Source organism: Mesorhizobium sp. WSM4810, assembly GCF_055811235.1.
Genome location: NZ_JBVVQV010000013.1, coordinates 22042 through 46166, shown reverse-complemented (window position 1 = coordinate 46166; position 24125 = coordinate 22042). Strand labels below are relative to the sequence as shown.

Below are 24125 nucleotides of genomic sequence, written 5' to 3'. Positions count from 1 at the left end.
GCCGATGTGCGACCTTCATGCGAGGCTCTATTCGGGGATGTGAGGCGTATGTCGCTTGTCCTCGGCAGGATCGGCATCGATCCGCGCCTTGCTGGGATCGAAGGCGCCATGGCGGGCGATGGCCAATGCCGGCGTGTCGGGCGTCTCGTAGGCCCACATGAAGTCGTCGGCCGCTCCGCCGACCGCGTGGACCCGCCAGTAACTGGCCGTGCCCTTCAGCGGGGAGTGGGTTGTGGTGTTGGTCTTCTCCAGAAGGTCGAGATAGATATCCTCGAAGGGGATATAGAAGACCGGATCTTGCCCCTCTTCATGGAGCACTTTTGCCCGCTCTGTCGAGGCAATGATCGCGTCGGAGAACCTGACCGTCACGGTTCCATTGAACGGGGTAATCGTCAGCGCGCCGGGACGGCTGGTGGAATTTACGGCTAAGGGCTGCATTCGACTTCTCCGTTGGCTGCCGATCTCCTGGAACGTCGTATCGCCCGTCAGGGTTCCAACCGCGTGAGGCTCATTGGAGCCGCGACATCGGGGGAGCCGGCGACAGATGAAAAACCTCCCGCGGGGCATTCAGATTCAAGGGAACGTTACCGCCGAAGAGTTCGTTTCCTAGATTGACACCGGAACCGGCGGCGGGGCTTCGCAAGTTAAGGGAGATTGCCATGAAGGTCGGCAACTGCATGACGAGGAATGTACAGGTCGCTAACCCCGAACAGTCGATCCGCGAAGTGGCTGAGATGATGGGCAGGCTTGACGCCGGAGGGATGCCCGTAGGCGACCACGACCGGCTGGTCGGGATGATCACCGATCGAGATATCGCGATCCGCGGCGTAGCATTGGGCAAGGGACCTGACACGAAGGTGCGTGATGTCATGAGCCCGGAGGTCAAATATTGCTTCGATGACGAAGACGTCGAGCATGTGCTTGAAAACATGGGCGACCTGCAGGTACGTCGGCTCCCGGTTCTGAACCGCGACAAGAGGCTCGTCGGCATCATCTCGCTTGGCGATCTCGCGACGAATGGCGAAGCGGCAGAAGCGGGAGAAGCTTTAAGCGACATCTCGAAGCCGGGCGGCGAGCATTCGCAGACTGCTCACTGACTAACGCCGCGACATGTCGGCGCAAGGTCAACATCACTTGTTTCGCGGTGCGTCGGCTAACGCCGGCGCCCCGCCGGAGCCTTCTGCATTTGCGATGTTTTCGGCAAAGGTTCAGGAGCATCCATGACAACGATCCGAAGCACCGTGTCCTTCAGCGCCAAAAAAAGCGCGGCAGGGCGAAATCATCGTGCAGGCGCGGACGCGTCAGATCACGCGCCGAGACGTTCACCCGGATGTCGTGTCGTGATAAGCTGTTCTTGCGACGGGACCGCGCGACACCGAGGCGGGCATCTCGCGGCCGGGCAGCCCTTAGTCGCACACGATGAGCTTGAGCACCTGATGTTCTCGAACGATTGCAAGCGTCCTGCCAAACCCTGTTGCGAAGGTGGGGCCTGTTGCCAAGGTGGGGCCTCTTGCGAACGTCGGGCCTCTCGGAGTGGACGGATTTGGGTTGGTCGCTGAACCTCGGGACGATCGCCGGCACCACCGTGCGCGTTCACTTTACCTTCCTGCTTCTGCTCGTCTGGATCTGGCTGACGCACTATCAGATCGGCGGCACGCCAGCGGCCTGGCAAGGCGTTGCCTTCATCATTGCGGTTTTTGCCTGCGTGGTCCTGCATGAGTTCGGCCACATCGCCGCTGCGCGGTATTTCGGCATCAACACGCCGGACATTACGCTTTTCCCGATCGGCGGCGTCGCCAGGCTCGAACGCATGCCCGAAGAGCCGGGGCAGGAGTTCGTGATCGCGGTCGCGGGGCCGCTGGTCAATGTCGCGATCGCCGCGCTGATCTTCGTCCTGCTCGGCGGGTCGGCGGGCGTCGAACAGATGGCCGGGATCGAGGATCCGCGTATGAGTTTTCTCGCCAGGCTTGCCGGGGTCAATGTCTTCCTGGTCATCTTCAATATGATCCCAGCCTTCCCGATGGATGGCGGCCGTATCCTGCGCGCCGCACTCGCCGCCCGCCTGTCGTGGTCGCGCGCAACCCAGATCGCAGCCATGATCGGGCAAGGATTGGCCTTCGTCTTCGGTTTTGTTGGGCTGTTCTACAATCCGCTACTGATCTTCATCGGCATCTTCGTCTATCTCGCCGCGGCAGCGGAAGCGCAAAACGCACAGATCCGGGAGGTAGCCACAAGCGTCCTTGTCGCGGATGTGATGATCACCGAGTTCGCCCGGCTGGAACGGTCGGCGACGCTCGACCAGGCAATCGAGATGCTGCTCGCGACGACGCAGCACGAATTCCCTGTCGTCGACTCCGCTGGCCATCTTGAAGGATTGGTGACACGCAACGACATGATCCGGACATTGAAGGAAAAGGGACCCGCCGCACCGGTCGCGAGCGCAATGCGGCACGATATCCCGAAAATACATTACCGCAAAAGTCTCGAGGAAAGCCTGCGGCTGATGCAGCAGGCAGACGTGCCTGCTGTAGCCGTCGTGGACAGTTCCGACCGGCTGGTCGGGCTCATGACACACGAAACCATAGGCGAGATGCTCATGATCCGCTCAGCCGTGTCGGATGCCTTCCGATTTGGTCGTTTGCGTGGGGCCAAGCCGCGATTCACACGGATCTGAGCACGAGGATTCTTTTCACCGCCGGATCGGGTGAGTGCGCTCTAAATCGTAGCGGAGCGATAAGCAGAAATCGGCCGGAACGAAGGTCGTCCCGGCCCTTTTTCTGTGTCTCAAGCGCCCGGAACGTGAGGCAGAAGTTCAAGCGCACCGCGATAGATCATGTCGCCAGCTACGTAGAGGATGACCACCAGCCCGACAAAGGCGATCCAGCGGTGCTTCTGAAGCAGATTGGCAATGAGGTTTGCAGCGATGCCCATCAGCGCGACGGAGAGGACAAGGCCGAAGATCAGCACGTTCGGATGTTCGCGCGCAGCACCGGCTACCGCCAGAACATTGTCGAGTGACATGGAGACGTCGGCGATGATGATCTGCCAGGTTGCCTGGGCCAGGGTCTTGCGCGGAGCCTTGCCAGCTACGACACCATCGTAGTCGACGTCGCTTTCCGAAAGCGCTTCGATCGCCTGTGCTTCCTGCGCATGGTTTTGCCGGAGTTCGCGCCACATCTTCCAGCAGACCCACAACAGCAAAAGACCGCCAGCGAACAGCAGCCCGACGATCTGCAGGAGCTGGGTTGTCGCGGCCGCAAAGCCGATGCGCAGAACGGCCGCTGCGATTATGCCAACGACGATTGCGTTTCTGCGCTGCTCTTTGGGTAGTCCGGCCGCGGCAAGGCCGATAACGATGGCATTGTCGCCGGCCAGCACCAGGTCGATCATGATGACCTGCATGAGAGCGGTCATTGCTTCGGGACTGAAAAAATCTGTCATACGGCACCCTTGCGTTCAGCTAGGGGTGACGCGGCTTGCGAGTATAACCGTAGAGCAACGCGGACACCGCGTGTGACAAGAGAAATGCCGCTACAGCTGAGGAAAACTCAAAGCCAGGCCACCCGGATTGGAATTCCAGTCCGACATCGCAGTCCTGATGGACTGCCAGAGGGGCCCGGCCTGGCAGCACCTAGCTATTGCCCCAAGCGCAAAAACTCAAGGCTTAATTGTGATCCGCATATGCGGCATCGAGTTCGGCAAGCTGGTTAAGCCAGGTCGATCGGCCACGCGGCCATTGAACGGGCCGGCAGCCGCAAGTAGACTGATACAGTGCGCTTCGGTAAATTTCTCCAACACCCGATCTGCGACCGTCGATGGCGATGAAGGAATTCCGTCTTGGCTGCTCATCGACGATCGATCGGCAAATATCTGTTCCCAATCGGCTCCTTGGGCCTGGCCGCACTCATTCATTTCGGCGCCGCGTCGATCGAGCATTCGCCGCTCTCGATCAAAATCCTGGCGTTGATCGTCGTCGCTATCTTCATCTTCGCGACAGTGTTTGTGGTTTTGCATCATGCAGAAGCCGTCGCACTGCGGCTCGGTGAACCATATGGCACGCTGCTGTTGACATTTTCGGTGACGGCCATCGAAGCGTCGGTCATCGTTTCGATGATGCTGCACGGCGAGAACAACCCGACGCTGGCACGCGAATCTGTGTTTTCGACGGTCATGATCGTTTGCGCTGGCGTCGTCGGGGTCTGCCTCACCCTGGGTGGGCTGAAGCATCGATATCAGGACATCAAACGTCAGGGCACCAACGCCTCGCTTGCCGTCATTATGGCGCTGACAGTTCTTACGCTGATCCTTCCAAACTACACGCTTGCAACAAGCCCCGGTACGTTCTCCGCCTCGCAGCTCGCTTTCGTGAGCGTTCTTTCAATCCTCCTCTATGGTGCCTTCGTCTTTGCCCAGATGGTGCGCCATCGGGGCGATTTTATCGAAGACCTGACGTCCAGCGCGGAACATGACAAGCATGTATCTGAGGGCGAGAAAGTGACCACCAATGTGCTTCTCTTATTTGTCGGACTGGCAGGGATCGTTCTTCTGACCGAGCAGGTGGCCGGCAGCATCGAGAATGGGCTCAAGTTTCTTCAAGTTACCCAGGCGGACGCCATCGTGGGCTTCTTCGTCGCTGCGCTTGTGCTTATGTCGGAGGCGGTATCGGCGGTTCGGGCAGCGCTCAATAACGAGCTTCAGCGAGGGCTGAATGTCGCCCTCGGCTCGGCCTGCGCCACAATCGGCCTGACAATCCCGGCGATCGGTGCGGCGAGCCTGCTCACCGGACGAAGCCTGACTCTTGGTCTGGGTCCGGGGGATACCGTGCTTCTCATCCTCGCCCTTGCCATCAGCATCGTGAGCTTTGGGACGGGCCGAACAACGATGCTGACGGGGCTCGTTCATCTCGTCGTGTTTGTCGCCTATCTGTTCCTTATCTTCGTGCCGTAGGTGATCGACCCGCCGTCTTCGGCCATCGCTGCGTCCTGTCGATTTGCGGCGCACATGCCTAGCCTGCAACTACTGGACCTTCGAGCGCAAGCGATCCGTCACGAACTCCATTAACACCACGATGGCGAAGATCACGAGAATGATGGTCGAGGCATTCCTGTATTGGAAAAGATCGAACGCGACCTTCAGCTCCTGGCCGATGCCACCGGCTCCAACGAGGCCGAGAACAACTGATGAGCGCACTGCCTTTTCAAGCGCGAAGAGCGTGGTGTTTATCAGGGACGGCATGGCGTCAGGCAGTACTGCCCCGCACAGAACAGAGAATCGTCCGGCGCCGATTGCAAACAGCGCTTCCTGAGGTCTTTCGTCGGCATCCTCCATCGCCTCGGCGAAGAAGCGCCCGCAAAAGCCGATCGTATCGACGACGATGGTCATGGTGCCGGCAACCGCCCCGAGACCAACGGCTGACACGAAAAGTAGTGCCCAGACCAAATCTGGAACAGTCCTGAACAACGAGACCAGCATCCTGGAGATATGCCGGAACGGGCCGATCGGGGTTATGTCCTTGGCCGAGAGCCAGGCAAACGGCAAGCTGAGGACGACACCTATTGCTGTCCCCACGAGCGCTATCTGAAACGTTTCGACCATGCGCCAGAAAACCCTCAGGAGGAACCCTGGCTCGACATTTGGGGGTATCATGCGGCCGACGAGATGGACCATTCGGGGCACCCCGCCTGCCAGTTGTTCCAGCGAAGGTGCGACCTGCCCGGCGGAAACGATCACGAGAGCGGCCAAAGCGACGGCAAAGCTGAAAGTGACGGGCGAGATCGACGGAATCCGGCTCGGCGAAAGGCGGTCATGCATCGAAGACGTCTTTCAGATCAGCGCGGGTCACCTGCGCCGTCGGTCGGTCGAAGAAGACCTTGCCCGCCTTGAGCGCTATCAAGCGGTCGGAGTAGTCGAGAGCATGCTCCATGTCGTGCGTGGTGTAGACCAAAGTGATCGCCTGTTCCTGGGTCAGCTCGGAGAAGACGCGCATCACATCATGTCCAGCCGCCGGGTCGAGACTTGCCGCCGGTTCGTCTGCTATCAAAAGCTTCGGACGCCGGATCAACGCACGGGCAATCGCCACCCGCTGCGCCTGCCCTCCAGAAAGCGCGTCGGTGCGGGCGCCCGCCTTGCCGAGAAGCCGCACTTCGGCGAGGGCCTGCATTGCTTCCTCGCGCCAGTGTTGCTTTGCGATGGAATGGTGCCAGCCGCGCCAGCCGCCGGGCAGCCCGAGCTTGCCCTGCAAAACGTTTGTAAGAACCGATTGGCGGCTGACCAGTCCGTGGTGCTGGAAGACAAATCCGATCTGCCTGCGTATGCGCCGCAGCTGGGCGACGGACGGCGCCGAGCGGAAGCTCTCGCCGAGGGTGACGACCTCGCCACCGCTCGACGGTAGAAGACCAATGAGGCATTTGAGCAGGGTGGATTTTCCAGCACCGTTCGAGCCAATCAGGGCAACCCGTTCGCGCGATGCTATGGTGAGGCCGATACTGGAGAAAATGACCTTTCCGTTCGCATAGCTCTTCGCAAGATCGTGCGCCCGAATGATGGCTGTCATAGTGACCTCTTGGCCCAGACCGAACTGCGAAACAGACCGGCGGTTAGCCGCCGGCCTTGTCGCTGAAAAGGAGCGAGCCTCAGTTTACGAAGTCGGTGAGGGTCTCGATTCCGATCGTGCGGTACATCGAGCGGACATAGTCGTAGTCCGAGTCCCTGACATCAGTCAGGAAGAAACCGCCCTTGAATTTCTGGTTGTCCTCGCCGGTCAGGATCGCTTTCATCAGCTCATTGCCATTCTTCGCAAAGGCATCGCGGATCTTGACGAACACGTCATCTGAAATGTCCTTGCGGGCGACAAGAATGTCGTTCGGCAGATCGCGGCCCCGTGCGATGACCGAGAAGGCAACGCCGGGGAATGCTTCCCGGACCGAGTTGAGATAGCCGAAATTCAAGCCGATAGCGGCGATGTCGCCGCGGATGAGAGCCTCAGCCGCGATGTTGCGCGATATGATTACTGGTTCGTAATCGGTGGCATATTTCAGGTTGAAATCGGCCAGCGCCTGCGCGGGGCCGAGGTGCTGGGAGGTCGAGCCGACCGAGCCGAATGCGACCTTCTTGCCCTTCAAGTCTTCGACCGAGCGGATCGGTCCATTCGCCAGCACCGCGATCTGAGCGAAATAGTCGGGGCGCTGCCAGGCGACAACAATCTTCGGCTGGCTTAATTCTTTCATGACGACGTATTCTGCAGGACCGGTCAGAACAAGATCGACCTGCCCGGAATTCATCGCCTCGACGGCGGTGGTCCGCGAACTGACCGGAAACAGTTCGACATCCAGGCCGGTCGCCTCCTCAAGAGCGGTCTGGAAAGCACCGAATTCCTGCTGAAGAGCCTCCAGTCCCTCCATGTCGGTTACCGCGAATTTCACCGGCTCCGCAAACACTGGAAGAGCGGAGGCAAGCGTCAGGGCGAGTGCGGTTGCGATGCTGCGGATCATCGTTTTTTCCTTTGCTGTATAGACAGGAAACTGTTACCCGCTAATCCGTATACGCGGCAGATGACGTGCTCGTGACATTTCGCCGGCGCCACCGGCAGCCTTTGCTTTTTTGAGGGATACAGTGAACTGGCACATCCAGGGTGGTCGCATCCTTACCGAACGGGGACTTGAAACCGCGGACCTGAGCGTCACCGGCGGGATCGTGTCAGAGCTGCGAGCGGCCCATGCCTCCACAATCGATGCCGATGGTCTGCTCGTGCTTCCGGGGATCGTCGATATTCACGGCGACGGCTTCGAGCGCCAGATCATGCCGCGGCCCGGTGTCCGCTTCGACACCGCGCTGGCGCTGAAAGATACGGACCGCCAGCTTGTCGCCAATGGCGTAACCACGGCCTTTCACGGCGTCACGGTGTCGTGGGAGCCTGGACTTCGCTCGCTCGACGCTGCCAAACAGCTGATCGGCGCGGTCTGCGATCTCCGCGATAGCCTTGGCTGCGATACGCGTCTGCATCTGCGCTGGGAGACCTTCGCGCTTGATCAGATGGCGCAGGTCGTACGATGGCTCTCGCTTTCGCCACGGCCGATCATCGCCGTCAACGATCACACGACGGGGTCGGTGCTGAACGGCACGATTGCCCGCAAGATCGGTCAGATGGCGGAGCGGTCTGGCTTGAGCCGCGAGCAATACATGACGTTGCTCGGCCAGATTTGGTCCCGCCGCGCCGAGGTTGAGATCGCGATCGGGAAGCTGGCCGCAACTGCGCGGGCCAATGGCAATGTGCTTCTTGCCCATGACGAAGCGTCTCCCGAGGAACGCATGTATTTTCGCGCCCTCGGCGCAAAGGCCTCGGAATTTCCGCTAACGCTCGAAACAGCCAAGGCCGCGCGGCAAATGGGCGAGGACGTGATCCTCGGCGCGCCCAACGTCGTGCGCGGCGGCAGCCATAATGGAGCGCTAAATGCCACCGAGGCCGTCAGAGCCGGACTTTGCACGGTGCTGACCAGCGATTACCACTACCCTTCGCCTCTGCATGCGGCCTTCAGACTGTCTTCGCCAGACGCCGGCGACTTCCCCTCGATCTGGAATCTGGTTTCGGCAAACCCGGCCCGGGTGGCCGGCCTCGACGATCGCGGCTCGCTTGTTGCCGGCCGCCGGGCGGATCTGATCCTGGTCGATGCTGGCGATCCAGAACATCCGCGTGTGGTGGCCACCATGGTCCATGGACAAATTGTCTATAGCTCCGGGCTCTCCCGCACAGACCGATGGTCTGCACAGCGGTCGCCGGTGGATAAGGTTTCATGAACTTGGACACGAAAATTTCAACACCACACGAGCGCAATGGCAATCGCCTTCTGGCCTTTGACGGGCTGGTCTTTCGGCCACGCAACGATACGCCGATCTGGCAGCAGATCTACGATCACATCTTCGATCTGATCGAGAGCGGCAGTCTTGCGCCGGGCAGCCAGCTTCCCGGAGAAACGCATCTGGCAGAGAAACTCGCGGTCACCCGCATTACGCTTCGCCGGGCGCTGCAGCAGTTACAGCATGAGGGCCACCTCACCGCCCGCAAGGGCGTCGGTATCTTCGTGCGAAACCTGCCCTCGACATTCACTGTTCGCGACGGACAGCGCTTTCTCGACAATTTCGAAGCCCACGGCCAGGAAATCGGCACCCGGACGCTGCTTATTCTCCGGGAACCGGCCGAAGCGGCCGTGGCGGAACGGTTGCGTCTCGCACCTGACACCACCATTATCCGGCTGTGCCGGATCAGAACGTCGGACAAGCAGCCGGTTTACGTCAATACCAAGTTCTTTCCGGCGCATCTCTTTCCCGACTTCGAGCAGAGATACGATGTGCGTCAGTCGGTGACCGATGTTTTCCGCGCGCATGGCATCGACAACTACCGGCGGGCCGAGACGCGCATCAGTGGCGGCTTTGCATCCCCCGATGAAGCGGAAATCCTGCGGCTGACGCCCGGAACGCCAGTATTCCGCATCAATGCTGTCAACGAGGACCGCAGCGGCGTACCAATCGAATGGACCCGCGGCTGCTGGCCGCTGACATCCGTCGAATTCGTCTTCTGATTATGGCGCATGTCAACACGACCAGTTGAGGACGTCAGTCGGGCCATTGGGTCGACCCTTAGACAGACACCACAAGCCGGTCGAGAAAAGGCCGCTGGCCGACAAGCAACTTTTCCCGGGCCATATCGAGGCCGAACCACCCTGCCCGATCGATCTCTGGAAAAGTCTGCATGCGGCCGCTGCGCGGCGGCCATTCCATCTCGAACATGTTGCTGCGCAAGGTGCCGGCGTCGAAATCACTTTCGACGCCGAAGGCCGTTACAAGCTTGCCGCCGGGCTGGCGCAGTTCCCCCAGCGGAATCAGCGCTCCCTTGAGCTCCCAGCTGGTTTCCTCCGCAAATTCGCGACGCGCCGCAGCTTCCGCCTGTTCGTCATCACCATACTCGCCCTTTGCAATCGACCAGGCGCCGAGATCGCGGCTTTGCCAGAACGGCCCGCCAGGATGGACAAGCAGCACCTGCAATTCGCCGGTTGATCTGCGGTAAGGCAGGATGCCCGCACTTCTTTTCGCCATCGCCTCATGCCTCCGCCACCTATGATCGCAGGCAGGCTGAACGGGAGCCTGAATGGCAATGCCGTTGGGCTCGAGACGATCTCAAATGATACTGGCCGCCGCCGCAAGTCGCTCATTCGCATTGCATTCGACTACGCTCAGCGGTGGTGGTGACGGAACACCATCCACGCTGGCCATCAGTTCCAGATAGCGCTGAGCCGACGCGGCCCACTGAAATCGCGCCGCCCTGGCGCGACCGCGTGCGATCAAGCTGGTCCTGAGGCCTTCTTCGTGGGCCAGGCGCATAAAACAATCGAACCACGCATTCTCGTCGCAAGGTGATGCGTACAAGACCGCATCGCCGCCGATTTCGGGGAGGCTGGCACGGTCCGACATGACCACCGGACATCCCAGTGCCATAGCTTCGAGGGGCGGCAGCCCGAAACCCTCGACCAAGGAGGGGAACGCGAGGCATAGGCAATCGCGCAGAAGCGCGCCGAGTTCCGCGTCCGACCTTCTTCCCAGCCAAATGACGTTCGGCGATTTCTGGTCGCCGCTGCTGGCGAAAACACGGGACGTTGAAGCGCCCACAACAACAATCTGCAGGCTCGCCGCGGCAAGTCGCTCGTGCATGCCGATGATCAAGCCGACATTTTTGTGCGGGATGGAACTGCCAAGCACAACGATCGTACGAGGGCCGGCGACTGCCAGTGTTTGTTCCGAGTGGCAAGGAGCCCATCGCAACGCATGTTCATGCCCATTGCCTGCAATTTCGACCTTTGCCGCCGGGCACACGCCATAGCGCGCCAGTTCACCCGCAGAGTATTTCGACACCGTCGTAATCTTATGCGCGGCCCGGCCCAGGGCAGGAACCAAGGTGCGGTAAAGAAGCCGGAATGGAAATGAATAGCTCTGCGGGCATGCCCGTGTATTGACGTCGTGAATGCACAGCACTTGTCGACGAACCGTCACAGGGCCCGTATTGCAGAGGCTAAGCAGCCCGCCGCGAAGACAGGCCGGAAGCACAGCCTGTTCCCATAAATGCCCGCCAAAGCTGCCGACAGTCCGGACACGGATCGCTGCCAAGGGCAAATTGTCAAGCGCCCCCGGCGGGACCAGCAACTCGACCGTAAGATCCCGTGTCAAGGCAGCCTGGCCAACGATCAAGGCGTCCAGCGCCGAAACGATCTCGCGTGCGTAGCGCTGAACTCCGGTGGTCGGCTGCGCGAGAAAGCGGCCGTTGATTGTCCAATGTCGTGTCATCACAGGGTTTTTGATCACCAGCGCCATGCCTCAGTTCCACGACTTTGGACGACCAGGACAGCAGGGTCATCCTGGCCTTTGGGACGTAACCGGTCGTTTGCTTCAGAGGCTTCCCGGCAGCTCTCATCCGAATGGCGAGGCCAATCATGGGCGTTTACGCCAAACGTGTGAGGTTCTGCGTGGCGCGGTTTTGATAGACTGCGTCGGGCAGTGCGGCAGATCTCGATCGTCGTGCTCGGATGGATGTCAGGCGAGTTCAGCGAGTGGAGTGATGCCGCATGATGTCCGGCGCAAACCAGGCAAGTTCGAGCTGATGCAGCGGCCGACCAATCCATCGCAACCAGGTTCCGTTGGACGGGCCGTCGCCGCGGCCAGACGCCTATGGACAACCCTGGCATGCCTGCTGGGCATGACAGCTTCGTGCGCAGCGGATCTGCTCTGGGGGGTGAACGGCCACCCTTTCAACGCCTATCCCGGGATATCGATCGAACAGCAACTCGACTATGTCAGCGACCTCGGCATGAAGTCGTATCGCGTCAACATTTCCAGCGCCGACAGCGCCACCAAGCTTGCCGAACTGGTCAAGGCGGGCAAGCAGCGCGGAGTCGAAATCCTGCCGGTAATCACGCCCGACCTGGACCTCGACAATCAATCCGTCGATGACCTCTATGCGCAAGCCTACGATCTCGCGTCGACACTGGTATCCCGCTTCAAGGACGACATCCGCGTTTGGGAGCTTGGCAACGAGATGGAGAACTACGCCATCCTGATGCCCTGCGAGATGCAGGACAACGGAATCCAATACAACTGCTCCTGGGGCCCTGCCGGCGGCACCGAGACGTCCGACTATTTCAGTCCGCGCTGGGCGAAGGCAAGCGCAGTGCTGCGCGGCCTGTCGGATGCAACCATCGCAGTGGATCCGACCATACGAAAAGCTATGGGAACGGCCGGCTGGGGTCACCGTGCAGCGTTCACCCGCATGCTGCAGGACGGCATCAGATGGGATATATCGGTCTGGCATCTTTACGAGGGCGATCCCGAGGAAGCATTCAAGTTCTTGGCCACTCTCGGTCGTCCAATCTGGCTAACCGAATTCAACTACGCCGGGGGCAGCCAACGAGGGGAAAAGCAGCAGGCGGACGGTCTGGTCCAGACGATGACGCTATTGCGCCGATATCAATCTCGATATGGATTGGAAGCTGCCCATATCTACGAACTGCTCGACGAGCCGTACTGGGCGCCAAGCTACGAGGCCTTTATGGGCCTCGTGCGCCTGAAGAAGCGCGGCGAAGGGCTATGGGCGCCGAGCGGGCGAAAGCCGGCATACGATGCCGTCAAGAAGACCATTGCGAACGGCAATGCAGGCTCGAGCTCGTCAATGGCCACGACGGAGAGCTTGCCGCCTGCTGACCAGATGTCGGTGCCCCGCGTTCCCGGCATCGGGGCATTTCACCCCTGTTCGCTTGATGCGTTCGACAAGTCTGTCTTCAACCACGCCAACCAGATTGCATATGCTTACTGCCTGGTCCTGCGTCGCATGCCGTCTCCGACCGAACAGTGGCGCGAGGTCATCGCGATGAAGAAGGATCCATCGATCGTTCCATTACTGACGAAGATGTTGCTTTCGGTCGAATTCAGGACTGACAATCAGCCGGTTGGGCTTGGAAACGCGCAATACGTGGCCCTTCTCTATCGGACATTGCTGGGACGGGAGCCAGACGGCCAGGGACTTTCTGCTTACGTGTCGAAACTGGACAGCGACAAGGCGAGTGGAGAACAGATCGTGGCGGAATTGATCCATTCGTATGAGTTTCGCTCCAGACACACGGTTCTGTTTGCCAACGAGCCTTAGCTGGCGGTCCAATGATTTTTTCGGCCGACAGGTCGTGACTGGCGCTGTTTGGGCCGCAGTCGATAGCTGGGGCCGACAGATCGCTATGCTCGGTGTATTTGTGGTGCTGGCGCGGCACCTTGGCCCCGAGGCGTTCGGGATTGCGGCGCTCGCCATGGTGGTGCCCAATATTCTGGCTGCTCCGGTAAACGAGGGGTCTACCTGACGCCATTATCCAGCGGGAGGAAATCGATCCCATGCACCTTGATTCGGCTTTCTGCCTCCTTGCGGCGACAGGCGTTGTGATCACTGCACAATCTGGATATCCGCCGGTGCCATCGCGGCCGCGTTGGACAAACTGCATTTGGAGACGCTCGTAAAAATGGACCAGCGCCATAGGCTGCGGGCTCGATGAAAGTCGTAATCCTGAGCTAGCCTTTTGACACGGTCACGCCCCTGGCCGCGGTCGCCGTTGGTGGCACAAAGTCCCTACGCATTCGACTTTCTCGCCCAAGCCATTCGGACAATACGCCGTCTATCGCCCGACGTGGTCCACACCCAGAATTTTCCGCATGCCCGCCATTCGATAGGGGGCGCCGCAAGCAGCAATCGTGTTGCACATGCATTGTGACTGGCTTGCAGAACTTGACCGCCACGCGATGAACCGAGCCCTCGCGCCAGCGATCTCACCGTCGGTGCTCAGAACATGTCGTGACGGCGGCGCACGTGCTTTGCTGAAATGGGCACAATTTTCGCAGTCCTGCCGAATGGAGCGCCCCCTCGAACCAGGACGTCGCCGTAGCGCGAATACCAGGAAAAGTATTATTCGTTGGCCGTGTGTCGCCCGAAAAGGCATTCACACGCTGATTGAAGCTTGGCAGACCGTTATCGCGGCCTGTCCTGAAGTCCCGCCGCGAGATCGTCGGCTCCATCGGCAACGCTTCCTCGTGAGTTCCTGATTGACCTGAGTGCGGACCGCGAAGTCTGCGATCTCGCTCGCTTCTACCACAACGGTAGCGCATACCCCGGTCCCTACCATGCCGCGCTGCGCGATGATCCCACTCTGAGCTTCGTTGGCACCCTGCCCTACGAAGAATGGCAGCGCGATATGCCGAAGCAACGCTTCTGATAATCCATCTCTCAGCGAGTGCTTCGGCATGAGCCTGTCGAGGCGCTGTCGAATGGTACTCCTCTCGTAGCCACTCGCGTCAGCGGCATGACCGAAATCGTGGAAGCGACTGGCGATGGCGTTGGGGTTGAAAACAATGACTCGGAAGCGCTTGCAGCCCATATCATCTGCCTTTCTTGATATGCAGGCGGGCGGCGAACCTGGGACGCCAGGAAGCCGCGCGGGTCGCCGATCTCTATTCGGGGGAAAAAATAGCCCAGTCGACCCGGGACCTGTACGATGAGGCCGTCGTCATTCAACCGTTCATGGCTTGGAAAGCGAAACCGCTCTTTCGCTCAGCGCCGGGCCTTGAACGACGTGAACACCGAGCCCGTGTCATCTCCCCACTCCCAGTTGACGGCGAGTCCGACCCGCAAAATTTGAAGGGCGGCATCGTCGGGATAGATATCGGTGAGGCTTCGCTGCATCACCAGTTCGTCGTCGATCAAGATTGCAAACCGATTTCCGTCGAACGCAACGCGCATGCGAAAAGGTTTTCCCCAAACGACCTTGTCCGCCACATTTGTCCAAACCGCGTCATAAAGTTCCTCAAAGCCGAGCCGCTTGATGAACACCGAAATCGATGCACCCTGGTAGACGTCGTCGAGCCAAGTCGTGACACAAACGTAGTTGTCGCTGTCTTGCCAGAAAAGCAGTCCTGCCCGGCCGCGCTGATCTTGTCCTCGGCGCTCCCCAGGAGGCTCGATTGTGGCCTCGAGATCGGCGAATCCCGGTAGGTCCCATGGCAGCGAATAAAATGTTCGACCTGGGTTCGGTCTGTCTACGCTCGCGCGCACACGCGCGCTGCCCAGCCCATCAACGTCGATGACACCGGTGCCCAGTGTTCTGGCCCATTGCCCGTCGCCCAGCTCCGACGTGCGGCGATCTAGTTCGCCGGCAGTACCGGTAAAACCGTCGGCATAGGACAGGGTTGCTCCGAGTTGGTTCCAAGGTGCCCCCAGAGGCGCCATAAATGGGATGGGAACTTCGCAAGGATGAGCCTCGAAATTATGCCAGCGCGGCTCGCTATCGAAGCTTTTCCATATACCTACTCCGGTAGCGTTCTCGACCGAATCGGCATTGACAGACGCTTCGAAAAGGCGAACCCCGTCAAGAAAGCAGCTCACCTGACCGTTCCAGTCAAGAATCTGGACCGAATGGGTAGAACAGCTGCGCAAAGCGTGTTCCGTACCGGTCCCGATCGTAATCTCTTTGCCCGATTGCTTGCGCACCAAGGTCCATCCGAGCGTCGACAGTTTCAGCACCCAGAAATTGTCGTTGTCCCGAAACCGACAAACAAGACCACACACATCCGAGACGGCGCCAATTGCCAGCAGCCCGTGGATCAATCCTGAAGGGCGACCAGGATCGACGACGGATAGGTTATCGCCAGCGTCCTGCGAAAAATGCCACCGCCCCCCGATTGCAGCGATTTGCCCCGGCCAGCCTTCGACGAGTGCATCGGCGGCGTGGGCGGTGCCAAACAGCGTCGAAAATTGAGGTATCCGCCCGACTTGGACCGCTTGGACGCGTGTGTCGACCCGAAAACCGATCTGGCCAAGTGCCGACTGATGAACACCCGCAAACAGCTTTTCGTCCTTGTTGAAAGGATCGATCGCGATCGGACGCATCATCGGAAAAGCGGCAAGACCGTGGGCTTTTTGGTCGGCGGCCGCATAATAGACAGCGCCCTGCTCTCGCAACGCCACGACATAATAGACATGAACATTCTTTAGGCGCCGAAACGCACTCAGGCATTGCTTTCCTACACGAGCCCACAGCTCGCCGTTTTCGCCTTCTGCGGCATGCACGACAAAGCCGCAGCCCTCTTCCACGGGATTAATCGGCGCCTCACTGGGGAACCAGCCGACAGCCAGGTTCTCGTCGATGTTCGATCCCCGGTAGGTTCTGGAGGTGCTAAGCGTCCACCACCAAAAACGGCGAAGGGTGAGCCTCTTTCGTGGCGCACGTATCAGGGCAACCAGTCGGCCGGGCCATGGGTCAATGCCGGGTCCTCGCAACCAACGGTAGAGCCGCCTGGCGAGGTCATCAGGCAATGGCGATCCCTGCGATGTGTTGTGGCCGTTGGTGATCGAGACCAATAGCACCAGACCAGCCTCTCGCTGAAAGGGACCATAGGAGATCCCTTGCCGGCCCCAACCTGGCCTGACGAGCGGCTGGAAACGAAGTGCGCCGTGATCGATCGCGATCTGGCGTTCGATGTCACGTCCTCGCCTGACACCTCCCTTGACTGCCAAGGTGCCAATTACCGCACCGCGGGCGCGTTTATCTTGAAAATCGTCTGCGACAAGAACCTCCGGCCGGGCAACGCCGGACCCAGCCTCTTCAGCAGTTTCTACCCAGTCATGACGGTGCAACAACAAGACCCTCCTCACGTCGTCGTACGAGATTCTTCAAGGCATCAATGACGTTTCGCAGTCCTGGGCAGAAGTCGCGCACTGCCTCGCTTGTCCCATTGATCAGGCTTGCTGTCTCGCATGACGCCCGCGAAGATAGTTCTTAAGCGCCCACCGGCCGCGCCAAGACGTGTTCGACCCGCCATTCCCCATTGCCATAGGAGGCTGGCAGCGGTTTTAATGCGTAGCCTGCAGCAGTCAGGAGTTCCGCGATCTGTCGGGCCTTGCGGTTGAGCCCCTCGCGCGTTGCATCGTCTACCTCATAAATCACCTTCGGACGGTGTCGCCGCAGTGTTTCCGTCATACCGCCCAGGACGTCAATTTCGGCGCCTTCCACGTCGATCTTGACCAGCGAGGGCGGCCTGAGGCCTCGCTGGGCGATGGCATCGTCGATGGCGACTATGCTGACCTCCAGGCGGCCGCTCATGTCCGGCGGTGCTCCCGCCGAGGCAAGCGCGGCGCCGCCGATGTGATGGGCGAGCAGAAGCTGGCCACGGCCGGATGTGGCGCCCGCAGCTTCGGCGAACACCCGTATTGTGTCGAACCCGCTAAGCCGTGCACTCTCTGCGACAGCTGCGGCATTGCGGGGAACAGGTTCGAACGCATAGACTTGACCGCGCGGCCCGACGCGGCGCGCGGCGATGAGGCTGAAGAAACCTATATTCGCGCCGATGTCGAAAAAGGCGTCCCCAGGCGCCAGGTTTGCCGCGATCGCCTGTTGGATGGGCGGCTCGTAGGTGCCGCGAACAAAGTTCGGGTCGGCGCTCTTCGCCACCAGTTTGAGACCGGCGGCCTCTCCCTTGGCTATGACGCGCGCGTCGCTGAACACGCTGAGGAACCTTGCCGTCAATGTCACGCGCTCTTTCCCATTCTTCGACGCCTCGGGGACGGGGCCAGCCCGTGCCGCTCGCCGCGAAGGTGACAGATTGCGCGCCCGGGATCGAGCCCGACAACCGGTTGGCCGGCTCCTACCTCCTCCGACTGATCGCTACTCCGATTGTGGGCCATATCTCATCTTGGGGGTACCTGCCCGGCCTCCCGGTCCGATGGAACGGTGGCATCGTTGCGCGAGACATGGATGGCCTGGGGAGCATCCCACCCCTTCGAAACGATCTCACGATCGCCGTCGCCGTCGAGGTCGACCGTGCGGGCGCCGAGATGACTCTCGACGCCCTCGCCGACCAATTGCTCGATGAACCGCCCGCCTCCCAGATTGCGCCAGAGCGAAAGGCGCAGGGCGCCGCGGTGCTCGCCCATGACGAGGTCCGGCCGGCCATCGTCATTCATATCGGCCCCCGAAAGACTGTTGAGCGAGCCGCGCGAGGTGATCTCCTGCTGCTCCCAGTTTTGCTTGATGTCGCCGGGATTGCGCCGCCAATAGGCCTTTGCGTGGTCGGCCTGCCCGTTTTCTTCACTCATGACGATGTCGGTTCGTCCCTCGCCGTCCAGATCGGCGACCGCCACGCGGTCCGGATAGACCATGTTGGGGACATTGGCGACGTCGCGGCGCTGCCAGTCGGCAGAGCCATCCCCCGGATTGCCCCACCATGCGATCTCCTTTGCGTTGCCGGTAGTGGCCGCAAGGTCAAGCAGGATGTCGCCGTCGATACTAGGCGAACGCGATCCCCTCGTCAGAGGCCTCAGGGCAAATGCGGGTTAGCGGCCCCCCGCCGCCGTGTCGCCGGGGATGGGAAAGTAGAACACTCCGAGACCGCTTGCGACCGCAAGCTCGGCCGGCCGCCTTCGACGATCTGCGACGGTGCATGGCCCTGCCCCGAGATCGTGGCTGGCGGCGGGAACCTCGCCGATCGCATGTTCCTCAAAGCCCCGCGCTGACGCCTGCTGCGCCTGAAGCCACGCCAGGTTCAGTGTCTCGCCCCCGCCGCGCTGGGCGATCACTTCCCCGCGTCCGTCGTCGTCAACATCGATTGCCGCGATCGCATCCACTCCCTCACCGAGCCGGCCTGTTCCCATTCACCTTGCCAGGGATCGGCCGGCCGGCGATACCAGAACGGACCCGAGGCTCCGTCTTGGATGGGACGGCGGTTCATCCAAAACGGGCGGCAAGTAAAGTCGCAGAGGGATCGAAGCCGCACCGCAGCTTTGGCTCGAACCCCGAAGAGGTCATGGCCGCCCCGCCGACTTCCTCCCGAGACGCTTCAGGCCGCCTATGTTCACGCATTAAGCTCGTATCGCGTGAATATCTCGTGCTCGCTCAGCAGCCGATTCAGAAAATCGCCCCCACCTACATCCGCCAGGATAGGCCAGTCGTCGAGTCCCGCTGGCCGCTCCATCTGGGACCGGTGAGCTGCCAGCGCGTGACGTTTTGCATCTATCACGTCGCCGATAAAAGCGTGGGAGTTGAACATCTTAACGCCGCGCAAGCCGGCAAGGGTCCGGACCGTCTGCCGCAATGCGGTGCGATTGAATCCAAGCACTCGATCGTGCAGACGAACCCAGGGCCACTGATACCAGTACCAGACGGGATATTCGAACACGGTCACGCGCCGGCCATACAGTTGCAGCGCGCCTCGGGCGCCAAGATTGGTGGCAACATGGTCCGCGGGCGGCTCTTTTGCATGGGTGACGAACACGCTCTGCGGTTGCCAAACGAAAAGCAACTCAGCGATCGCCTCTGCGATCTTGCCGATGTGATGCTTTGCCGTGCCGTCGGGAACACGCAGGAATCTCACCCGATCGGCCGACCCTCCCAACCGGCAAACCGCCTCGATCGCTTCGTCCTCGCGGGCGATCCGCAGCGCCTCCCTGTCAACCCGATTTGCATGGGATGCCGAACCGTCGGTGACAAAAATAAACCGGACATCGGCGCCCGAGCTAAACTTCTTGCTGGCAACCCCTCCACATCCCAGCGTTTCATCATCGGGATGGGGTGCAATGATGACCGCCGACGCCTGCCAGTCTGCTACATCGAAAGGATGAGACCGGTTACGCATCGCTCTATCGAGCATAGCGCCAATCGTATGCCTGACGTCATGCATCGATGCTTCCGATCATCCCTTCTTCGGTGTGGTTCAACCCGACCTGCGCATGGTAGCAAAACACTGTAGGCGATTGGGGTGAGAAAACAATGAAGGTAGGAATTCTTGCTGGCGGACTGGGAACGCGGCTAGCGGAAGAAACCGAGATCCGGCCGAAACCAATGGTCGAAATCGGAGCAAAGCCGATCCTTTGGCATATTATGATGCATTACTATGCCTACGGCCACCGCGAGTTCGCCGTCGCGTTGGGGTACAAAGGCGAATACATCAAACGCTGGTTCAGCGACTATGTCGCATTCGATGGCAGCTTGACTGTCAATGCTGCATCGGGAAGCGTCAAGCGCCACTCGAACTCGCTGCCTGACTGGTCCGTCGATCTTGTGGAGACGGGACTGAATACGCTGACGGGCGGCCGCATAAAACGCCTGATCGACTGGATGGGCGACGAGACATTCATGCTCACTTGGGGAGATGGCGTTTCGGACGTCAACCTTGATAAACTGATCGCCTTTCACAAATCGCATGGCAAGCTTGCAACGATGACGGCGGTGCGTCCGCCAGCACGCTACGGGCACATCGAATTCGATGGTCATCGCGTTGTCAACTTCACGGAAAAGCCACAGGCCTCGGAGGGTTGGATCAATGGCGCCTTCTTCGTGCTCGAGCCGGGTATAAAGGACTATATCGACGGCGACGATGTCATGTTCGAACACGCGCCAATGCAGCGGCTCGCGACTGACGGCCAACTGATGGCATATCGCCACGAATCCTTCTGGCAATGCATGGACACCATCCGCGAAAAGCATCTCCTTCAGAAATTGTGGGACAGCGGGCAAGCGCCCTGGAAAACATGGGAATTGATCGATGAAAGTTCTGGTTACAGGCCACCTCGGTTACATCGGTTCCGTCCTGACTCCGATGCTGCTTGAACGCGGCCATGACGTCACGGGCCTGGACAGCGACATCTTCCGGTCATGCACTTTCGTAGGAACCTTGGCCGAAGTGCCGACGATCGAGAAAGACATCCGCGACATTGAAATCGACGACGTCGCCGGCTTCGACGCGATCATCCATCTCGCCGGACTGTCAAACGATCCGTTGGGGGACTACCGACCCCTGCTTACCGAGGAAATCAACTGCGGCGCTTCGGTCAGGCTCGCGCAACTCGCCAAGGCCGCCGGCGTCCAGCGGTTCCTGTATGCTTCCTCTTGCAGCAATTACGGCGCGGCCGGCGACAGCTTTCTAACTGAAGATGCTCCCTTCAACCCGGTTACGCCTTACGGCGCCTCGAAGGCGAATGTGGAGCGAGCGGTCGCCCCGATGGCGGATCAATCGTTCAGCCCGACGTTCCTGCGTGCGTCGACTGCATACGGCCTGTCGCCTCGCATCCGCTTCGATCTCGTGGTCAACAACCTGACCGCCTGGGCCTACACGACCGGCTTGGTCTACCTCAAGAGCGACGGCTCGCCATGGCGGCCGATCGTCCACGTGGAGGACATCGCGCTGGCCTATATCGCGGTACTCGAAGCCGAGCGAGAGCTGGTCCACAACGAGGCATTCAATGTCGGCTTGACCACGGAAAACTATCAGATTCGAGAGATCGCGGAGTTGGTGCAAACGATCGTTCCCGATAGCCGGGTGAAGTTCGCGCCCGACGCCGGGCCTGACAGACGGTGCTATCGCGTCGACTGCACCTATATTGGTCGCCGCCTGCACGGGTTTAAGCCGCAATGGACAGCGCGGCGCGGTATCGAACAGCTCTATCACACATTTCGAGCGGAAGGCCTTGCACTTGGGGATTTCGAGGGCGAGCGGTTCAAGCGCATCGCCCATGTGCAGAAGCTGATCCAAGATGGTGAACTGGATACCGATCTGCGTCGCACGCCGCAATTAGCGGTAGCGGTTTGAACAAACACAGCCGGGAGCCATGGCCATGATGATTGCTGGTGCAGCCTCTGTAACCGAGCAGGTTTGCCGCTCCTGCGGCGGAAGTCACATCGACACTTTCCTGAAGCTCGGCACGACGCCCTTTGCCGATCGGCTTTCCCTCAAGGTCGACGACGGCGAGGACGAGCCTGTCTTTCCGCTCAGTGTGGTCGTGGTCGAGTAGGTCAGCAATTCGGCTTTCGCCCTCAGAGATCCGGGCGTGCGGCTTTCCCGAAGCCGGCTCTTCCCGACCCGCGCGCCGTCAGGGTCTCGAACTCCGACCAGCCATACGCCGGCTTTCGCCGGTTTTCTGGATGCGTCGCGCAAAATCCGGTCGCCGCGTCGCGTTACGATCCCGACGCCACCGCCTCGCCACAGCAATATGTTGCGAATTGATCCTTTGTCGGAACGGAAAGAAGTCTTGCAGTCGTCTGCGTCAGATGGCAGCGAAGATGCTGCGCCGCCGCGTCCATTTCACCCCAACATCCTGCTCTTGGCTCAACGCCGTCGAGGGCTTCTTCGCCAGACCCACCCGGCGCAGGCTCAAGCACGGCGTCTTCCATTCCGTTGTCGATCTTCAGGCCGCCATTAACCGCTTCATCTGCGAATACAATGCCGAGAACCCGCGACCATTCATCTGGAAAGCCAACCCCGATGACATCATCGCCGCCCGAAACCGCAGGTTCCAAACGTTGGAATCAATCCACTAGGTCGTGAGGCACGTACCTTCGAAAGGATGAATTCGGCTCTCAAAGGACGAACTTACAATGCCCATCGGCGGCCTCTAAGCTCACTTTGACGCGCTCTGCCCAAAAACTGGTCTCCTTGCTGAGATCGCAATGCCCGACGCAAGAGATCACTTCTCGAAGGCTATCAAATGAGTGATTTCGACTTACGAAGGCCCAACGCTCTAAGCTTCTTCCGGCTATTCTTTGCGTCGCTTGTTATTATATCCCACTCGCCGGAACTTATAGATGGGAACTCGAATCGCGAGGTGCTGAAGAACATCTTCGGTACATTGACCTCCGGCCAGGTAGCTGTTTACGGATTTTTCTTCATTAGTGGATTCCTCGTGCTCGACAGCGCGATGCGAAGCAGCATCTACGCCTTCATGTCCAGACGTGTACTTCGTATAGTTCCTGGATTTTTTGTGGCATACTTGATCAGCATTAGCCTGGTATTCTGGCTGGGAGGTGGTGACTTTGATGAACTATCTCCGAGCCAGTGGGCGGCTAAGCTTTCCAAAATGGCGCTCTTGCTGAATCCGGCGCAGGTAGGATCGGCGTTTGCCGGGTCCCATGCACCAGATGTTAATGGATCACTATGGACTATTGCATACGAGTTTCGCTGTTATGTGCTTGTGGCAATTGTGGTATTCTGTCTCGGTCGCGTTACTCTTGTCTTTTCGATCATGTCAATGTCACTGGCCATAATCCTCGTTAGTTCCATTTCGCAGGGTGTCTACTTTCGCTACGACCTTGGAAACTTTGAGCCCATCGGTAACGTGGACGATGCCGTACGTTTTACGATGATATTTTCCATTGGGGCGTTGTTTCAGCTGCTCAAGGAGAATGTGAGGAGGAGCAATCGGGTAGCGCTTTTGTGCTGTTTCCTTCTCATAGGCGGGATGTGCTCGGAACGGCTGGCGCCCCTCGCAGTGGGCGTGTTTGGAGGTTATCTGGTCCTGTATTTGGCGTTTCTAAACGAGAACAGCGTCTTAAATTCGATTAACCGAAGGAATGACATATCGTACGGCGTGTATCTCTACGCATGGCCGATTCAGAAGCTACTGATCATGTATGTTCCGGCAATCACGCCTACGCAGCTAACGATCTTGACCTTGCCTATAGCAGTCTGCGCGGGCTTTCTCAGCTGGCATCTTGTTGAGAAACGCGCGATCCATATGCGGCTGCCGATCCTCCGCACTGCATAGTTCGGCTGTCGTTGGGCCGGTGCCCATGTTTGAAGACGACCTCGGTCGAAGGCGACGGCTCCGCCCGTCGGATAGACGCGGTTTCGCTCGCCGGACCGCCATCACATGCTCGACGTGCCGGTTCCCATTGGCGTAGGAGGCGGGCAGAATGGTTACCCATAGTCCATCGATGCCATAAACGACGCGATCGCCCGGGACCTTCAGCTGAAGCCCCTCGCGCCTGGCGTCGTCGAGTTCATAGATCACCTGTGGGCGGTGCGCACTTAGGACCGACCGCTTCGGCGAACACGCAGATGGTGTCGACCTGTTGGGCCGAGCGCTCTGCTCAATCGCGGCACCGCTTTGCGCACCGGTTCAGATGCGTAGGCGCGCCCTGCCGCCCCCCACGCGGGCGCGCCGCAATCGATGTCGTAGACAACGTCACCTGCGTTCAGGTTCGATGCAAGTAGCTGCTGGACCGGCGGCTCGTAGGCGCCCCGCTCAAAATCTGGGTCGCGCCTCTCGTTACGATCCTGAGGCC

The 24125-nt window shown here is 59.9% G+C and carries 23 protein-coding genes and 1 pseudogene; 12 read left to right on the top strand and 12 right to left on the bottom strand.

Features of this window, described 5'->3' with window-relative positions:
* Positions 1-27: 27 nt before the first annotated feature.
* Positions 28-438, bottom strand: a complete 411-nt coding sequence (locus AC0L3O_RS19365; RefSeq protein ID WP_473616315.1) for a DUF427 domain-containing protein — start codon at positions 436-438, stop codon at positions 28-30.
* Positions 439-659: 221 nt separating this feature from the next.
* Between AC0L3O_RS19365 and AC0L3O_RS19360 the strand changes: the two genes are divergently transcribed.
* Together AC0L3O_RS19360 and AC0L3O_RS19355 are read left to right on the top strand one after the other, a co-directional pair.
* Positions 660-1097: a CBS domain-containing protein gene (locus AC0L3O_RS19360; protein ID WP_287138799.1), complete on the top strand. Its 438-nt coding sequence runs from the start codon at positions 660-662 to the stop codon at positions 1095-1097.
* 446 nt (positions 1098-1543) lie between these two features.
* On the top strand, positions 1544-2674 hold the full coding sequence (locus AC0L3O_RS19355; RefSeq protein ID WP_128167820.1) for a site-2 protease family protein: 1131 nt from the start codon (positions 1544-1546) through the stop codon (positions 2672-2674).
* 110 nt (positions 2675-2784) lie between these two features.
* Here the strand turns inward: AC0L3O_RS19355 and AC0L3O_RS19350 are convergent, their stop codons facing one another.
* Positions 2785-3441: a TerC family protein gene (locus tag AC0L3O_RS19350; RefSeq protein WP_473616314.1), complete on the bottom strand. Its 657-nt coding sequence runs from the start codon at positions 3439-3441 to the stop codon at positions 2785-2787.
* A 396-nt stretch (positions 3442-3837) separates the two neighbouring features.
* On the opposite strand from AC0L3O_RS19350, the gene AC0L3O_RS19345 reads away from it, so the two are divergent.
* The gene (locus tag AC0L3O_RS19345; RefSeq protein ID WP_473616312.1) at positions 3838-4947 is read left to right on the top strand and encodes a calcium:cation antiporter; all 1110 of its coding nucleotides are present in this window, start codon (positions 3838-3840) and stop codon (positions 4945-4947) included.
* 69 nt (positions 4948-5016) lie between these two features.
* Here the strand turns inward: AC0L3O_RS19345 and phnE are convergent, their stop codons facing one another.
* The 3 genes from phnE to AC0L3O_RS19330 form a co-directional block, all read right to left on the bottom strand.
* Entirely contained in the window at positions 5017-5811 is a 795-nt protein-coding gene (gene phnE, locus AC0L3O_RS19340; protein WP_473616311.1) for a phosphonate ABC transporter, permease protein PhnE, read from the bottom strand.
* The gene (locus AC0L3O_RS19335) at positions 5804-6553 is read right to left on the bottom strand and encodes a phosphonate ABC transporter ATP-binding protein (protein ID WP_473616310.1); all 750 of its coding nucleotides are present in this window, start codon (positions 6551-6553) and stop codon (positions 5804-5806) included. The genes phnE and AC0L3O_RS19335 overlap by 8 nt, the downstream gene beginning before the upstream one ends.
* A gap of 79 nt (positions 6554-6632) precedes the next feature.
* Positions 6633-7490 (bottom strand): PhnD/SsuA/transferrin family substrate-binding protein, encoded by an 858-nt coding sequence (locus AC0L3O_RS19330; RefSeq protein WP_091590049.1) that lies wholly within the window; start codon positions 7488-7490, stop codon positions 6633-6635.
* A 121-nt stretch (positions 7491-7611) separates the two neighbouring features.
* Between AC0L3O_RS19330 and AC0L3O_RS19325 the strand changes: the two genes are divergently transcribed.
* Positions 7612-8793, top strand: coding sequence for an alpha-D-ribose 1-methylphosphonate 5-triphosphate diphosphatase (locus AC0L3O_RS19325; RefSeq protein ID WP_473616309.1), 1182 nt, complete (start codon positions 7612-7614; stop codon positions 8791-8793).
* Complete coding sequence (gene phnF / locus AC0L3O_RS19320) at positions 8790-9575, top strand: phosphonate metabolism transcriptional regulator PhnF (RefSeq protein WP_473616307.1); 786 nt, start codon at positions 8790-8792, stop codon at positions 9573-9575. The genes AC0L3O_RS19325 and phnF overlap by 4 nt, the downstream gene beginning before the upstream one ends.
* 58 nt (positions 9576-9633) lie before the next feature.
* Here phnF and AC0L3O_RS19315 read toward each other — a convergent pair whose 3' ends face one another.
* Positions 9634-10089, bottom strand: a complete 456-nt coding sequence (locus AC0L3O_RS19315) for an NUDIX hydrolase (protein ID WP_473616306.1) — start codon at positions 10087-10089, stop codon at positions 9634-9636.
* A gap of 81 nt (positions 10090-10170) precedes the next feature.
* Positions 10171-11331: a glycosyltransferase family 4 protein gene (locus tag AC0L3O_RS19310; protein WP_473616398.1), complete on the bottom strand. Its 1161-nt coding sequence runs from the start codon at positions 11329-11331 to the stop codon at positions 10171-10173.
* 409 nt (positions 11332-11740) lie between these two features.
* On the opposite strand from AC0L3O_RS19310, the gene AC0L3O_RS19305 reads away from it, so the two are divergent.
* Both AC0L3O_RS19305 and AC0L3O_RS19300 read left to right on the top strand, forming a co-directional pair.
* Positions 11741-13183 carry a DUF4214 domain-containing protein gene (locus AC0L3O_RS19305; RefSeq protein WP_473616397.1) on the top strand — a complete coding sequence of 481 codons (1443 nt, stop codon included), beginning with the start codon at positions 11741-11743 and terminating at the stop codon, positions 13181-13183.
* Between the two features lie 1195 nt (positions 13184-14378).
* Positions 14379-14471 (top strand): hypothetical protein, encoded by a 93-nt coding sequence (locus AC0L3O_RS19300; protein ID WP_473616305.1) that lies wholly within the window; start codon positions 14379-14381, stop codon positions 14469-14471.
* A 155-nt stretch (positions 14472-14626) separates the two neighbouring features.
* Here AC0L3O_RS19300 and AC0L3O_RS19295 read toward each other — a convergent pair whose 3' ends face one another.
* The 5 genes from AC0L3O_RS19295 to AC0L3O_RS19275 all read right to left on the bottom strand — a co-directional run bounded on the left by AC0L3O_RS19295 (position 14627) and on the right by AC0L3O_RS19275 (position 19746).
* A complete protein-coding gene (locus AC0L3O_RS19295; protein WP_473616303.1) occupies positions 14627-16711 on the bottom strand; it encodes an oxidoreductase in 2085 nt (694 codons plus the stop codon).
* Between the two features lie 139 nt (positions 16712-16850).
* The gene (locus tag AC0L3O_RS19290; protein WP_128245273.1) at positions 16851-17603 is read right to left on the bottom strand and encodes an FkbM family methyltransferase; all 753 of its coding nucleotides are present in this window, start codon (positions 17601-17603) and stop codon (positions 16851-16853) included.
* A 155-nt stretch (positions 17604-17758) separates the two neighbouring features.
* Positions 17759-18301: an FG-GAP repeat domain-containing protein gene (locus AC0L3O_RS19285; RefSeq protein ID WP_473616396.1), complete on the bottom strand. Its 543-nt coding sequence runs from the start codon at positions 18299-18301 to the stop codon at positions 17759-17761.
* A gap of 102 nt (positions 18302-18403) precedes the next feature.
* Positions 18404-18721, bottom strand: coding sequence for a hypothetical protein (locus tag AC0L3O_RS19280; protein WP_473616302.1), 318 nt, complete (start codon positions 18719-18721; stop codon positions 18404-18406).
* Positions 18722-18921: 200 nt separating this feature from the next.
* Complete coding sequence (locus AC0L3O_RS19275; protein WP_128245272.1) at positions 18922-19746, bottom strand: PIG-L deacetylase family protein; 825 nt, start codon at positions 19744-19746, stop codon at positions 18922-18924.
* An 89-nt stretch (positions 19747-19835) separates the two neighbouring features.
* Here AC0L3O_RS19275 and rfbF point away from each other — a divergent pair, with 89 nt between their 5' ends.
* From rfbF to AC0L3O_RS19250, 5 genes and pseudogenes are all read left to right on the top strand, one after another.
* Complete coding sequence (gene rfbF, locus AC0L3O_RS19270) at positions 19836-20675, top strand: glucose-1-phosphate cytidylyltransferase (RefSeq protein ID WP_128245271.1); 840 nt, start codon at positions 19836-19838, stop codon at positions 20673-20675.
* Positions 20611-21654 (top strand): NAD-dependent epimerase/dehydratase family protein, encoded by a 1044-nt coding sequence (locus tag AC0L3O_RS19265; protein ID WP_128245270.1) that lies wholly within the window; start codon positions 20611-20613, stop codon positions 21652-21654. The genes rfbF and AC0L3O_RS19265 overlap by 65 nt, the downstream gene beginning before the upstream one ends.
* A 25-nt stretch (positions 21655-21679) precedes the next feature.
* Entirely contained in the window at positions 21680-21856 is a 177-nt protein-coding gene (locus tag AC0L3O_RS19260) for a hypothetical protein (protein WP_128245269.1), read from the top strand.
* Positions 21857-22136: 280 nt separating this feature from the next.
* Positions 22137-22382: pseudogene (locus tag AC0L3O_RS19255) on the top strand (IS630 family transposase); the annotation flags it as partial.
* Positions 22383-22549: 167 nt separating this feature from the next.
* On the top strand, positions 22550-23605 hold the full coding sequence (locus AC0L3O_RS19250; RefSeq protein ID WP_128245268.1) for an acyltransferase family protein: 1056 nt from the start codon (positions 22550-22552) through the stop codon (positions 23603-23605).
* Positions 23606-24125: the final 520 nt, after the last annotated feature.

Excerpts from the sequence above, each read along its gene's own strand:
- AC0L3O_RS19305 (WP_473616397.1), top strand. The coding sequence starts at position 11,741 with ATGACAGCTTCGTGCGCAGCGGATCTGCTCTGGGGGGTGAACGGCCAC.
- AC0L3O_RS19365 (WP_473616315.1), bottom strand. The coding sequence starts at position 438 with ATGCAGCCCTTAGCCGTAAATTCCACCAGCCGTCCCGGCGCGCTGACG.
- AC0L3O_RS19280 (WP_473616302.1), bottom strand. The coding sequence starts at position 18,721 with ATGGGAACAGGCCGGCTCGGTGAGGGAGTGGATGCGATCGCGGCAATC.
- AC0L3O_RS19315 (WP_473616306.1), bottom strand. The coding sequence starts at position 10,089 with ATGGCGAAAAGAAGTGCGGGCATCCTGCCTTACCGCAGATCAACCGGC.
- AC0L3O_RS19300 (WP_473616305.1), top strand. The coding sequence starts at position 14,379 with ATGACCGAAATCGTGGAAGCGACTGGCGATGGCGTTGGGGTTGAAAAC.
- AC0L3O_RS19335 (WP_473616310.1), bottom strand. The coding sequence starts at position 6,553 with ATGACAGCCATCATTCGGGCGCACGATCTTGCGAAGAGCTATGCGAAC.
- phnF (WP_473616307.1), top strand. The coding sequence starts at position 8,790 with ATGAACTTGGACACGAAAATTTCAACACCACACGAGCGCAATGGCAAT.
- AC0L3O_RS19350 (WP_473616314.1), bottom strand. The coding sequence starts at position 3,441 with ATGACAGATTTTTTCAGTCCCGAAGCAATGACCGCTCTCATGCAGGTC.
- rfbF (WP_128245271.1), top strand. The coding sequence starts at position 19,836 with ATGAAGGTAGGAATTCTTGCTGGCGGACTGGGAACGCGGCTAGCGGAA.
- AC0L3O_RS19360 (WP_287138799.1), top strand. The coding sequence starts at position 660 with ATGAAGGTCGGCAACTGCATGACGAGGAATGTACAGGTCGCTAACCCC.
- AC0L3O_RS19250 (WP_128245268.1), top strand. The coding sequence starts at position 22,550 with ATGAGTGATTTCGACTTACGAAGGCCCAACGCTCTAAGCTTCTTCCGG.
- AC0L3O_RS19265 (WP_128245270.1), top strand. The coding sequence starts at position 20,611 with ATGAAAGTTCTGGTTACAGGCCACCTCGGTTACATCGGTTCCGTCCTG.
- AC0L3O_RS19310 (WP_473616398.1), bottom strand. The coding sequence starts at position 11,331 with ATGACACGACATTGGACAATCAACGGCCGCTTTCTCGCGCAGCCGACC.
- AC0L3O_RS19275 (WP_128245272.1), bottom strand. The coding sequence starts at position 19,746 with ATGCATGACGTCAGGCATACGATTGGCGCTATGCTCGATAGAGCGATG.
- phnE (WP_473616311.1), bottom strand. The coding sequence starts at position 5,811 with ATGCATGACCGCCTTTCGCCGAGCCGGATTCCGTCGATCTCGCCCGTC.
- AC0L3O_RS19260 (WP_128245269.1), top strand. The coding sequence starts at position 21,680 with ATGATGATTGCTGGTGCAGCCTCTGTAACCGAGCAGGTTTGCCGCTCC.
- AC0L3O_RS19330 (WP_091590049.1), bottom strand. The coding sequence starts at position 7,490 with ATGATCCGCAGCATCGCAACCGCACTCGCCCTGACGCTTGCCTCCGCT.